The 12,441-nt window shown below is 67.7% G+C and carries 14 protein-coding genes; 12 read left to right on the forward strand and 2 right to left on the reverse strand.

Annotation, left to right across the window (positions count from 1 at the left end; genetic code table 11):
• The first annotated feature begins 84 nt into the window (after window positions 1-84).
• The 7 genes from METUNV2_RS0111160 to METUNV2_RS0111190 all read left to right on the forward strand — a co-directional run bounded on the left by METUNV2_RS0111160 (window position 85) and on the right by METUNV2_RS0111190 (window position 7,233).
• Entirely contained in the window at window positions 85-987 is a 903-nt protein-coding gene (locus METUNV2_RS0111160) for an NAD(P)-dependent methylenetetrahydromethanopterin dehydrogenase (RefSeq protein WP_018229560.1), read from the forward strand.
• A gap of 31 nt (window positions 988-1,018) precedes the next feature.
• On the forward strand, window positions 1,019-2,155 hold the full coding sequence (locus METUNV2_RS0111165) for an ATP-grasp domain-containing protein (RefSeq protein ID WP_018229561.1): 1,137 nt from the start codon (window positions 1,019-1,021) through the stop codon (window positions 2,153-2,155).
• Window positions 2,156-2,165: 10 nt separating this feature from the next.
• Window positions 2,166-3,164, forward strand: coding sequence for a methenyltetrahydromethanopterin cyclohydrolase (mch, locus tag METUNV2_RS0111170; RefSeq protein ID WP_018229562.1), 999 nt, complete (start codon window positions 2,166-2,168; stop codon window positions 3,162-3,164).
• Between the two features lie 4 nt (window positions 3,165-3,168).
• The gene (locus tag METUNV2_RS0111175) at window positions 3,169-4,125 is read left to right on the forward strand and encodes an ATP-grasp domain-containing protein (protein WP_018229563.1); all 957 of its coding nucleotides are present in this window, start codon (window positions 3,169-3,171) and stop codon (window positions 4,123-4,125) included.
• Window positions 4,119-4,997 (forward strand): triphosphoribosyl-dephospho-CoA synthase, encoded by an 879-nt coding sequence (locus METUNV2_RS0111180; protein ID WP_018229564.1) that lies wholly within the window; start codon window positions 4,119-4,121, stop codon window positions 4,995-4,997. Before METUNV2_RS0111175 ends, METUNV2_RS0111180 begins: the two co-directional genes overlap by 7 nt.
• 85 nt (window positions 4,998-5,082) lie before the next feature.
• The gene (fae, locus tag METUNV2_RS0111185) at window positions 5,083-5,592 is read left to right on the forward strand and encodes a formaldehyde-activating enzyme (protein WP_008060293.1); all 510 of its coding nucleotides are present in this window, start codon (window positions 5,083-5,085) and stop codon (window positions 5,590-5,592) included.
• Window positions 5,593-5,739: 147 nt separating this feature from the next.
• Complete coding sequence (locus METUNV2_RS0111190; protein WP_026188085.1) at window positions 5,740-7,233, forward strand: MFS transporter; 1,494 nt, start codon at window positions 5,740-5,742, stop codon at window positions 7,231-7,233.
• Window positions 7,234-7,243: 10 nt separating this feature from the next.
• Here the strand turns inward: METUNV2_RS0111190 and METUNV2_RS0111195 are convergent, their stop codons facing one another.
• Window positions 7,244-7,957: a haloacid dehalogenase type II gene (locus tag METUNV2_RS0111195; RefSeq protein ID WP_018229566.1), complete on the reverse strand. Its 714-nt coding sequence runs from the start codon at window positions 7,955-7,957 to the stop codon at window positions 7,244-7,246.
• A 30-nt stretch (window positions 7,958-7,987) separates the two neighbouring features.
• Between METUNV2_RS0111195 and METUNV2_RS0111200 the strand changes: the two genes are divergently transcribed.
• The 5 genes from METUNV2_RS0111200 to METUNV2_RS0111220 all read left to right on the forward strand — a co-directional run bounded on the left by METUNV2_RS0111200 (window position 7,988) and on the right by METUNV2_RS0111220 (window position 11,433).
• A complete protein-coding gene (locus tag METUNV2_RS0111200) occupies window positions 7,988-8,641 on the forward strand; it encodes a GNAT family N-acetyltransferase (protein WP_232415664.1) in 654 nt (217 codons plus the stop codon).
• Between the two features lie 57 nt (window positions 8,642-8,698).
• Window positions 8,699-9,136, forward strand: a complete 438-nt coding sequence (locus METUNV2_RS0111205) for a hypothetical protein (RefSeq protein ID WP_018229568.1) — start codon at window positions 8,699-8,701, stop codon at window positions 9,134-9,136.
• Between the two features lie 196 nt (window positions 9,137-9,332).
• The gene (locus METUNV2_RS0111210; protein ID WP_018229569.1) at window positions 9,333-9,677 is read left to right on the forward strand and encodes an STAS domain-containing protein; all 345 of its coding nucleotides are present in this window, start codon (window positions 9,333-9,335) and stop codon (window positions 9,675-9,677) included.
• On the forward strand, window positions 9,640-10,101 hold the full coding sequence (locus tag METUNV2_RS0111215) for an ATP-binding protein (protein WP_232415665.1): 462 nt from the start codon (window positions 9,640-9,642) through the stop codon (window positions 10,099-10,101). Before METUNV2_RS0111210 ends, METUNV2_RS0111215 begins: the two co-directional genes overlap by 38 nt.
• Before the next feature lie 48 nt (window positions 10,102-10,149).
• The gene (locus METUNV2_RS0111220; protein WP_018229571.1) at window positions 10,150-11,433 is read left to right on the forward strand and encodes a PP2C family protein-serine/threonine phosphatase; all 1,284 of its coding nucleotides are present in this window, start codon (window positions 10,150-10,152) and stop codon (window positions 11,431-11,433) included.
• 9 nt (window positions 11,434-11,442) lie between these two features.
• Here the strand turns inward: METUNV2_RS0111220 and METUNV2_RS0111225 are convergent, their stop codons facing one another.
• Entirely contained in the window at window positions 11,443-12,441 is a 999-nt protein-coding gene (locus METUNV2_RS0111225; protein ID WP_018229572.1) for a LysR family transcriptional regulator, read from the reverse strand.

Below are 12,441 nucleotides of genomic sequence, written 5' to 3' on the forward strand. Positions count from 1 at the left end.
CGGACGCGCGTGCGCATCCGGTGAGGCGTCGAGAAAAGACGTAACAGAGAAGCCAGCCTTCGGGCGGAAAGAGCGAGAGAGACCATGGAAAACCCGTACATCCTGCACATGTTCAGCCCCACCAACAACATCAGTCCCTTCGATGTGAACATGGCGTGCGACGCCGGTTTTCAGGTGCTGATGCCCTACTCCGGTGTCGGTCTGGACCAGATCTACGGCCTGACCCAGGACGCCATCTTTTCGCGCGGCCCCAATGGCGTGAAGCGCACCGGCATCTTCATCGGCGGCCGTGACATCGGCATGGCCGCGGACATGCTGGACGCCTGCCGCGGCGCCATGGTGCCGCCGTTCGAGGTGTCGGTGTTCGCCGACCCGTCCGGCGCCTTCACCACCGCCGCTGCGCTGGTCGCCTGCGTCGAGCGCCAGCTGCGCAAGGCCCATAACACCGAACTCGAAGGCAAGACCGTGCTGGTGCTGGGCGGTACCGGCCCGGTCGGCACCGCCGCCGCAGTGCTGGCCTCCAGCGCCGGTGCCAAGGTGCTTGTCGGCAGCCACTCCAGCGCGATGCGTGCCCGCGTCGCCTCTGAAGTGGTGAATGCCCGCTACGGCTCGTCGGTCGAGCCGGTCGAAGCCGGTTCCAACGAACAGAAGGAAGGCCTGATGCCCCAGGCCAACGTCATCCTCTGCACCGCCAAGGCCGGCATCCAGGTGCTGAACAAGATCCAGCTGCAGAACGCAAAGTCGCTGCTGGTCGCTGCCGACGTGAATGCGGTGCCGCCGGCCGGCATCGAAGGCCTGGGCGTGATGGACGACGGCAAGCCGCTGGAATCCGGTTCCGGCAAGGCAGTGGGCATCGGTGCGCTGGCCATCGGCAACGTGAAGTACCTGTGCCAGCGCGGCCTGTTCCAGCGCATGATCAACACCGACAAGCCGGTCTACCTCGACTTCCGCGACGCCTTCGCAACCGCCCGCCAGCTGGTTGCCTGAGTCCGGATCAACCCGCGCGGAGCGGCGGCCGGTGTCGCACTGGCTCATCGTGGCAGGCAGCGCGCGACCGCTTGCGCAGGCCTGCGTCGACGCCGGCATGAGCTGCGACGTGATCGACCCCTGGGGCGACAGCGACACCCGCGCGCTGGCGCGACGCCATGCGCGGGCGCCGTTCGGCGCGGACGGTTTCGGCAGCGCGCTGCCGGCGCTGATCGGCCGCATGCAGCGCGAGAGCGGCTGGGACGGCATCGTCGCCGGTTCGGGCTTCGAAGCATGTCCGGACGCACTGGACGCGCTGTCGGCATTCGCGCCGGTGCTGGGCAACGACGCGACAACGGTCGCCCGCTGCAAGGACCCGGCCGAAGTCGCACATGCAGCCCGGGCAGCCGGGCTGCGCAGCCCTGATGTCCGGCTGCATGGCGCGCTGGATGGCGACTGGCTGGTGAAACCGCTGGGCGGCTGTGGCGGTCTGGGTGTACGCGCTGCCCACGCCGGCGAAACGCTGCCGGCCGGTCATTACGGCCAGCGGCGCGTGGACGGCCAGCCGGCTTCGGTGCTCTTTCTGGCTGACGGACAGCAGGCGCGTGTGGTCGGCGTGAGCCGGCAGACGCCGGGCAGCAGCGCCGGTCCCTACGCCTGGTGCGAAGCGACCGGTGACCTGCCCTGCAGCCCGGCCTCGACAGGACTGATCGAACGGGCGCTGAACGCGCTGAGCGCCGTTCTCGGGCTGCGCGGGCTCAATGGCATCGATCTGGTGATGAGCGCCGACGGTGACCCGGTGCTGATCGAGATCAACCCGCGCCCGACCGCAACCATGATGCTGTACGGACATCGGGTGACCGGCGGGCTGTTCGCCGCCCATATCGAGGCCTGCCGCGGACGGCTGACGCAGGTGAATCCGACCGCAAGGCCGGTGAAGGGACTGCGGGTGGTGTATGCGCCGCACGACATTCCGGTCGGCGATGCGCTGCGCTGGCCACCGTGGTGCGGCGATCGCCCGCCCGCCGGCAGCGTGGTAGCGCATGGCGCGCCGCTGTGCACGGTCCATGCGGACGCCGACGACGGCGCGGCCGCGAGCCGGCTGCTGAAGCGGCGCGAGCGCGACATTCTGGACATGTTCGGCTTCAATCCTGAAGTCGGGCAGATGATGACAACAGTCTTTTCGTGAGGAGAACGAGATGAGCAATCCCGAACACGGCCCGGTGCTGACCGGCGCCCAGCCCAGCGTGGGCAAGCATGTGATGGCCCTGGTCGAGGGCCTGGTGCGCGACGCCGACGCGCTGCGCATCAAGGTCGAGCCGCTGCCCGGTGGCGGCCGCGTGATCGACGCCGGCATCAACGTGCCGGGCGGCATCGAAGCCGGCCGCCGCATCACCGAAATCTGCATGGGCGGCCTCGGCACCGCCACCTTCAATACCCGCGAAGCGCACTGGCCGCTCATCATCAACGTGCATTCCACCCACCCGGTGGTTGCCTGCCTGGCCAGCCAGTACGCCGGCTGGAGCCTGTCGCACGGCGAGGGCAAGGAAGCCTTCCATGCGCTCGGTTCGGGCCCGGGCCGCGCGCTGGCGGTGAAAGAGCCGCTGTACAAGGAGCTGGGCTACAAGGACGACGCGAAGCACGCGGTGCTGGTGCTTGAGGTCGACCGCCAGCCGCCGGCCGAAGTGCTGGCCAAGATCCGCCGCGACTGCAATGTACCGGACGACGGCGTCACGCTCATCCTGACCCCGACCCGCAGCCTGGCCGGCACCGTGCAGGTGGTGGGCCGTGTGCTCGAAGTGGCGCTGCACAAGGTGCATGCGCTGGGCTTCCCGCTGCAGCAGATCGTCGATGGCTCGGCCAGCGCGCCGATCGCGCCGCCGGCGCCCGACTTCCTGAACGCGATGGGCCGCACCAATGACGCCATCCTGTTCGGCGGCGTCGCCCAGCTCTATGTCGACTGTGAAGACGACGCCGCGGCCGATCTGGCGCAGAAGCTGCCCTCTTCCGCTTCGCGCGACTACGGCCGTCCGTTCGCCGAAGTGTTCAAGGAAGTGAAGTACGACTTCTACAAGATCGACCCGATGCTGTTCGCACCGGCCCGCGTGGTGGTGAGCAATCTGCGCACCGGCAAGAGCTTCCGCGCCGGCCAGATCAATACCGAACTGCTGGCCAAGTCCTTCGGCGAGGGCAAGTAAGCCCGTGGCTTCGTCGCACCCGGCGAGTCAGGCGAGGCCTTCGCCTGACATCGCCATCGTCACCGACGATCCGGGCTGGCACGGCAAGCGTCTGGTCGAGGCCTTCCGCGCGCGCGGTTTCAGCGCGCGCTATGTCGCGCTCGGCGAATGCCACATCGATCTGCAGCGCGGCATTTCCGGCGTCGTGATGCCGGGCTTCGAACAGGCACTGCCGCAAGCCGTGTTCGTGCGCGGCGTGGCGGGCGGCTCGTTGCAGCAGGTGGTGCTGCGCATGGACTTCCTGCACTACCTCGGCGAACTGGGCATACCGGTCTACAACCACGCACGCGCCATAGAGAAGAGCGTGGACAAGGCGATGACCAGCGTGCTGCTGCATCACGCCGGCATCCCGACGCCGCCGACCTGGGTGACCGAGCAGGAAGCCGAGGCGCGCGCGGTACTGATGCGCGAGTTCGCGGCCGGCCATGACGTGCTGGTGAAACCGCTGTTCGGCTCGCAGGGCGAAGGCATCGTACGGCTGAAGGCCGGCGACGCGCTGCCGGCGGCGGAAACGCTGGGCAATGTCTGGTACATGCAGCGCTACAGCGCGCGCTCGCGCGACAGCGTGGGCGAGTGGTCGGACTGGCGGGTCATGGTGATCGCCGGCCGGCCGGTGGCCGCCATGCTGCGTCGGGGCAAGAGCTGGCTCAACAACGTCGCCCAGGGCGGCGTGTGCGAAGCAATTCCGGTGTCGCCGGACGATGCGCTGATGCAGCTGGCGGTCGACGCCACCCGCGCCTGCGGCATGGATTACGCCGGCATCGACATCCTGCGCGACGACCACGGTCAGCTCACCGTGCTCGAGGTGAACAGCATCCCGGCATGGAAGGGCCTGCAGGGCGTGACCAGCCTGAACATCGCGCAGGCGCTGGCCGACGATCTGATCACGCGCATTCCGCGCGCGGGCGAGATCGCGTGCTGAACGCGCTGAGCCACGAAACGCTGGAAGCGCTGTTCCGCCGCGCCTGCCGGCTCGACATCGAAGCGCTCAAACCGGGCAATGTCGGTCTGCACGGCGACGGTCACCGGATGCAGGTGGCCGACTTCATCGCCAGCGCCGATGCGGCCGCTGCGCCACTGTGTCGCCCCGGCGCCACAGTCGGCGAACGGATCGAGGACGCGATGCGCGCGACCTGGGCGGCAGTGGGCTGCAACACCAATCTGGGCATCGTGCTCGGCTGCGCGCCGATTGCGCATGCCGCACTGCAACGCAAGCCGGACGAAACGCTGCGGCAGTCGCTGCAGCGCACACTGGCCGCGCTCGATGTCACCGACGCGTCACGTGCGTATGCGGCAATCCGTCTGGCGCATCCGGCCGGCATCGGGGAACGATCCGAACACGATGTGGCCGAAGCGCCGGCCATCACGCTGAAGCAGGCGATGGACATCGCGGCTCACCGCGACAGCATCGCGGCGCTGTACGCGAACGGACATGCACTGGTGTTCGATCATCTGCTGCCGAGATTTATTGCAGCGCGTCGTTCATGGTGCAGTGAAGCATGGGCAGCGACCACTGTGTTCATGTTCTGTCTCGCATTGATTCCCGACACCCATATCGCGCGCAAACATGGTGCGGAAACGGCGCGTTCGATCCGCGAAAAAGGCGTGCAGATGTACGATCGGCTTGAACAATGCAGCGATCCGGTTATGATGCAAGACGCGCTGCTGGCATGGGATGAAGAGCTTAAAAACCACGGAATCAATCCCGGTACGAGCGCCGACCTCACCGTGGTGACGGCCTTTCTGGCCGGTGTGATCGAAGAAACCTGCGCACTGCGCGAGAAGAAGTTTTGATCCTGTGTTTCGCACCCCGGAACATAGGTTATCCACCCGGGGGGGGAAACCCCCTATAACTGCCTTGTAAATGAGGAGATTCAATATGGCGAAGATTAACGGTCTGCGTGTCGGCGAGTCCCTGGTTGGTGACGGCAACGAAGTTGCTCACATCGATCTGCTGATTGGCCCGCGCGGCAGCGCTGCCGAGACCGCGTTCGCGAACGCCCTGGTCAACAACAAGGATGGTTTCACCTCCCTGCTGGCCGTCGTTGCCCCGAACCTGGTCGTCAAGCCGGCCACCGTCATGTTCAACAAGGTGACCATCAAGGGCGCCAAGCAGGCTGTCCAGATGTTTGGCCCGGCACAGCGTGGCGTTGCCATGGCCGTGGCTGACAGCGTTGCTGACGGCACCATCCCGGCTGACGAAGCCGACGACCTGTTCATCTCGGTTGGCGTATTCATCCACTGGCTGGCCGAAGACGACGCCAAGATCCAGGACTACAACTACCGCGCGACCAAGGAATCGATCGCACGCGCAGTTGCCGGCACCCCGACCGCAGCCGAAGTGGTTGCCAAGAAGGGCTCGGCCACGCACCCGTTCGCTGCCAACTAAGTCTTACGACTCAGTTACAGCGCTCGTGCTGCAGACGCCTCCGGCCGCAAGGCCGGGGGCGTTTTTGTTTTGTGCAGTCCTGATATGGCGCGTCATGCGCAGCCCGCACTATCGCGCTCTCCCTGCCCCTTGCTTCACCCGATCTCCATGTGCAGCACAACGCCAACCCCCACTCGCGCCACCCGCCGGGAATGGACAGGCCTCGCGGTCATCGCGCTGCCCTGTCTGGTCTATGCGATGGACCTCACCGTGCTCAATCTGGCGCTGCCGGCCATCAGCGCCGACCTCCGGCCCGACCCGGCGCAGCTGCTGTGGATCATCGACATCTACGGTTTCATGGTTGCCGGCCTGCTCATCACCATGGGCACGCTGGGCGACCGCATCGGCCGCCGCCGGCTGCTGCTGATCGGTGCCGCGGCCTTCGCCCTCACTTCGCTGCTGGCCGCCTTTGCACATACGGCCGAAACGCTGATCGCGGCCCGCGCGCTGCTGGGTATCGCCGGCGCCACGCTGGCGCCGTCCACGCTTTCGCTCATCCGCAACATGTTCCATGACGAGCACGAACGGCAGTTCGCGATCGGCATCTGGATCACCGCGTTTTCAGTCGGCAGCGCCATCGGTCCGCTGGCCGGCGGTCTGGTGCTGCAGCACTGGAGCTGGGGCGCCACCTTCCTGCCCGCGGTGCCGGTGATGCTCCTGCTGCTGGCGCTCGGCCCCACGCTGCTGCCGGAGTACCGCGATCCGCGGGCCGGTCGCATCGATCCGGCCAGCGTGGCGCTATCCATCGCTGCGGTGCTGAGCTGCATCTACGGGCTGAAGCAGGCCGCCACCCACGGCTTCGGCATGATCGAAGCAGGCACGCTGGTAGCCGGCATCGCCTTCGGCCTGCTGTTCGTACGACGCCAGAGCCGACTGGCCGACCCGCTGCTCGACCTCACCCTGTTCTCGCGGCCAGCGTTCAGCGCCACCATCGCCGCCTATGCGCTGTCCTGCCTCGCCATCTTCGGCGTGTACATCTTCATTACCCAGTATCTGCAGTGGGTACTGGGCATGTCACCGCTGCAGGCTGGTCTGGCCATCCTGCCGTGGTCGCTGGGCTTCGTATGCGGTTCGCTGCTGACCCCGCGCATCGCACGCCATGTATCGGCTTCTCGCATCCTGATCACCGGCATGGCGGTTGCCACCGCCGGCTTCGCGCTGCTGTGCGCCGCCGGCGGCCCGCACACGCTGCCGGTGCTGATCGCGGCCACCGTGGTCATGAGTCTGGGCATGGCGCCGGTGTTCACGGTGGGCAATGACATCATCGTCAGTTCGGCGCCGGCAGAGCGCGCCGGTGCGGCCGCGGCGCTGTCGGAAACCAGTGCCGAATTCAGCGGCGCGCTGGGCATCGCGCTGTTCGGCAGTCTGGGCACGCTGATCTACCGGCATGGGCTGGAAGCGCGCCTGCCGGGCAGTATCGCCACCGGTACCCTGGGCGACACGCTGGAACAGGCGGCCGCCGCCGGCCCGGCCGGCGAGGCGCTGGCGACCGCCGCGCGCGCCGCCTTCACCGATGCGCTGCAATTCACCGCGCTGTGCGGTGCGCTGCTGGTCGGTGTGGCCTGCGTGGTCGTGGTGCGCCTGCTGCGGACGCGGGACTGAGATGCCGGGCTCAGCCGAGCGCTTCGAGCCGCTCGGCCAGTTCGATCACGCTCGTAACCGACAGATCGACCGGTACTGCCGCCTGCGCTTCGCCGAGACCCGGGCCATGCTCGTCCGGACGCGCGATGAAGGCGGTACGCAGGCCGGCCGCGGCGGCCGCCTCCAGATCGGATGAATGGGCGGCCACCATCATCACTTGATGGGGCGCCAGATCGAAGGCATCGGCGGCCGACAGATAGACCACCGGCTTGGGCTTGTAGTCGCGCGCCAGTTCGGCCCCGGTGATCGCGTCCCACGGCAGGCCGTTGCGCCGCGCCAGATTCACCATCAGCGCGATATGGCCGTTCGAGCACGGCGCAAGCCGGTAACGCGCGCGCAGCCGCTGCAGGCCGGGCGCAACGTCCGGCCAGGCATCCAGCCGGTGCCAGGCCTGGTTGAGATCCACCCGGATCGCCTCGGGCGTATCGTCCAGCCCGTGCCGTGCGAGCACGATATCCAGATTGCGCCGGTGCAGGCGGTCGAGCTTGCAGAACGGAATGCGCCCGGCCCTCACCTCTTCCATCGCCGGCTGGTACTGCGCCCGCCAGTCGTCAGCAAAGGCATGGGGATCGACCCGGCCGCCAAACACCGCCGCAAGCTCGCGTGCAATCGAACCGCGCCAGTCGACCAGGGTGCCGAACACGTCGAACACCAGCGCACCGATCTGTTCCAGAGCTCCGTCCATGCCGTCCTTTCCCATCGTTGGCCGCACCGCGTGCGCCATGCGATTATCCGCGGCTCGACTCTTACGTGTTCACGGTGCATGAAGCCGCCCTCCCTGCATATCCGGCCCGCCAAGGCCGACGACGCAGCCGCCATCGCGCAACTGGTGAATGCCGCCTATCGACCGCCGGCAGGCAGCGGCGGCTGGACCCACGAATCCGCGCTGCTCGACGGCCAGCGCACCGGCATCGACGCGGTCGCGGCGCTGATCGCGGCATCGGGCGCCGGCTCGGTCGTGCTGACCGGGCTGATGGCCGACACGCCCGTCGGCTGCGTGCTGGTCGAAACGGATGCGGGCGGCGCCCACATCGGCATGCTCGCGGTTTCACCCGCGCAACAGACCGCCGGTCTCGGCAAACAGCTGCTGGCTGCGGCCGAGGAGTGGGCGCACGAACGCTTCGGCTCGACCATCGCCCTGCTCACCGTGATCGGTGCGCGGCCGGAACTGAAGTCTTTCTACCTCAGACGCGGCTACCACGATACCGGCCGGCGCCTGCCCTATCCCGCCGGTGGCGCCACCGGCCAGCCGCTGCACGGCGCGCTTGATCTGCATGTGCTCGAAAAATCGCTGCAAGCGCCGGGGCGTGAGCACGCGACGACCGGGTTCACCGGCGCTGAATCCGCAGTTCCGAACGTCCTTTCCTGAACCGGCCCCATCCGTACCAGGACAGGCCGACCTCAGATCACCTCACGGAGCCCGCTCTTGAAAGCCCGGAAAATCGCCTTCCTTGCCACGCTGCTGAACCTCGGCATCGCCACCGCCGCAACAACGCCCGCCGCCTTCACCGGCCCGGATTTCAGCGGCATCTACGACTGCACCGGACAGGACCACCACGAGGGCCCCTACACCGGCACCGTCACGCTGGAACGGGTGGCCGCCCAGAGCACCGGTACCTACGGCGCATACACGTTCACGCTGGACGTGCCCGGCTATGGCGTCTATCGCGGCCACGCCGCCTCGCACGGCCGGCACATGGCCATCCACTTCGCGCTGCCCGACCAGAGTACCCGCGACTACGGCACCGGCATCGCCCGCTTCGAACGCAGCAAAGGGGGCCAGTGGCGCTTGCGCAAGTTCTACTACGAACCCGAATTCAAGGACGGCAACCACGGCTTCGAAGACTGCCTGCGCCGCAAGTGAGCATCGTGCTGTAACACAGCGCGCTCACACTGCACTGCGATCCTTGATTGCTGTCACGATGTGAGTTGAAACACGGTTGGCCGACCTCTCCCCGGGTCGGCCATTTTTTTGCCCGGCACATCGTTCTGTCACAACCCGGTCACAGTTCTTTCATAAAGTTCGCGGCGGCGAACCGCCAGATCCCCAGGCCACGATCATGAGCATCGAATTCACCGACGTCAGCGACACGCTGCGCCGCATCGTCATCACCGGCCGGCTCGACGTGCCGGGCACCGACGCCATCTCGACCCGTTTTGCGGCACTGGCCGCCAGCTCCGAACACCGCATCGTGGTCGATCTGAGCGGCGTTGAATTCCTCGCATCGATGGGCATACGCGCGCTGGTGATCAATGCCAAGGCGCAACAGCAGCGTGGCGGCAGGCTGGTCCTGTTCGTCGGCCAGAACGATGCGGTCGGCAAGGTGCTCGACGCCACCGGCATTCCGCAGATGATTCCGGTCTTTCATGAACTGGCCGACGCCGAGCGTGGCGCGCTCGCCTGACGACGACACACTGGTGCTGGACGCGCTCGGCGCGGCCATGGCCGACGCCACGCGCTGGCTGCACGCCCGCAGTGCGGCACAGGCAGTGCCGGCCGACGCGGTGACCCGGCTGGACCAGTGCCTGGACGAGGCCCTGGCCAATATCGCCGCACACGGCGGCAGCAGTGCCCTGCCAGTTACGCTGAACTTCACTGTCAATGCCATCGGCAGTCGATGCGAAGCGGCACTGGTCATCAGCGACCACGGTGCCGCTTTCGATCCGCTCGCGATCACGCCACGCCCGCAGGCGGGCTCGCTGGAAGCGCTGCAGCCCGGCGGGCTGGGCATCACGCTGATGCGCCATTTCGCCGACCGCCTGCACTACCGCCGGGCACACCCCTGCAATCACCTCACGGTAGTGGTTGCCTGGGCAGAAACCGCCTGACCCGGCGCGCATTCCCGCCCCCTGAATACGCTCCCCCCACGCCCCTTCATGCCCTCTGACCCGATACGGCGCACGCCCTTCCAGCGCAGCGCCACCGACCGCCGTGCACACAGCGACGCAGTGCCCGGCTGCCGACGCGGAGCCGAGCGCCGCAGCCGCCCCCTGACCTGGCTGGCGCTGTTCCGCGACGCCGACGCGCAACGGATCGAGGAGGCGCTGGCCGGTTGCGAAGTGCTGGCGCTGCCCGCCGGCACGGCACTGCTCAGGCCGGGCGAGGCGAACGACGCGGTCTATCTGCTGCTGTCGGGCCGGCTCGGCGCGGTACTGGACAGCAGCACGCCCCTCTCCTCCACGGTCGAGGTGCTGCCGGGCGAAACCGTGGGCGAACTGTCGGCCGGCGACGGTCAGCCGGTGTCCGCGCTGGTGCTGGCTCTCAGTGATGCCCGAGTACTGCGGCTGCCGCGCGAACTGTTCTGGCAGCGGCTCAGCACGCTGCCCGGCATCGCCCGCAATCTGCTGTCGGTGGTGGCGGTGCGCATGCGGCGCAGCAACGAAGTGATGCTCAGTTCGCAGCGCCGCCAGCTGGACCTGGAATACCTGCAGCAGGAGCTGGAGGTGGCCCGCCAGCTCCAGGCCAGCATGCTGCCGCACCGCCAGCCGCTGTTCCCGGAGCGGACCGATATCGACGTGGCCGCCCGCATCGCATCCGCCTCGGCGGTCGGCGGCGATCTGTACGACGCCTTTCTGGTCGATCCGCACACGCTGTTCTTCTGCGTCGGCGACGTATCCGGCCACGGCATTCCGGCCGCGCTGTTCATGGCACGGGTGGTGGGCCTGGTGCGCATCACCGCGATGGGCGTGCGCGCACCGGACCAGCTGCTGCGCCAGGTCAACGACCAGCTGTGCGAAGGCAATGAGGTGAACATGTTCGTCACGCTGCTGTGCGGCTTTCTCGACACCGCCAGCGGCCGGCTCAGTTACGCCACCGGCGGTCATCCGCCCCCGGTGCTGCTGCAGCAGGGCCGCGCACGGCTGCTGCCCATGCCGCGCGGCGCGCTGGTCGGCGTGTTCGAACAGGTGGTGTTCGAGGCGGCCGACATCATGCTGGCCGAGGGCGACACCCTGCTCGGCTATACCGACGGTCTGACCGAAGCGCCGGACATCGCCGGCGAGGAATTCGGCGACGATCGCCTGCTGGCGCACAGCGCCCGGCACAGCGGTGACGCCGGCACGCTGATCGTCGCGCTGCGTGACGCGGTCAGCGCCCACGCCGGCGGCCGGCCGCTGCCGGACGATCTCACGCTGCTGGCGGTCAGACGACCGCCGCGCTGACGCGGCGCTTCAGTAGGTTTCTGCCTCGATGCCCAGCACCGCCTGACGCACATGGCCTTCGGATCCGGCGACGAAGCTGCATTCGGTCGACGCGCCCTCGCAGCCGCCGAGAATGGGGCAATGACCGAACAGTTCGGCCGCCCAGTCGACAAAGGCGCGCACCTTGGGCGACAGATGGCGGTTGTGCGGATAGACCACCGAAATCGGCATCGATGACGGCCGCCACTGCGGCAGCACCTCGCGCAGCGCGCCCGACTGCAGATGCTGCTGCACCATGAAGCGCGGCGGCTGTATCAGCCCGAAACCCTGCAGGCCGCAGGCCACGTAGGCGTCACCGTCATTGACCGACACCTTGCTCGGCACCTTCACTTCGGTCACCCGGCCCTCGACCGTGAAATCGAGGTCGTAGTGGCGGCCGGTGCGGCTGGAGAAATAATGCACCGCGCGGTGCTGCGCCAGTTCTTCCAGCGAGCGCGGCTCGCCGTGGCGCTCGATGTAGTCGGGCGAAGCGCAGGTCAGCGTGTCCATGGTGCCGATACGCCGGCCCACCAGTGACGAATCCTGCAGTTCGCCGACGCGGATGACGCAGTCGACGCTCTCGCGCACCAGATCGACCGGGCGGTCGCCCATGCCGATCGCCAGCTCGATGTCCGGATAGCGGCTGTGGAATTCGCACATGCGCGGAATCAGCACCAGCCGCCCGATCGGCGGCGGCACGTCGATGCGCAGCTTGCCGCGTGGGCCGCGCGACACCTCGCGGAACGACGTTTCCGCCTCTTCCACGTCGGCCAGGATGCGCGCACAGCGCTCGTAATAGGCCGCGCCATCCGGCGTCAGGCTGATGCGCCGCGTGGTGCGGTTGAGCAGCCGCACCTGCAGCAGGTTCTCCAGCTGCTGGACCGCGGTGGTGACGGTGGCGCGCGGCAGGCCGAGACTGTCGGCCGCCTGCGTGAAACTGTTCGAATCCACCACCCGAACGAAAACCTGCATGGCCTGGAAGCGATCCAT

The organism is Methyloversatilis universalis EHg5 (assembly GCF_000378945.1).
GTDB lineage: Bacteria > Pseudomonadota > Gammaproteobacteria > Burkholderiales > Rhodocyclaceae > Methyloversatilis > Methyloversatilis universalis_A.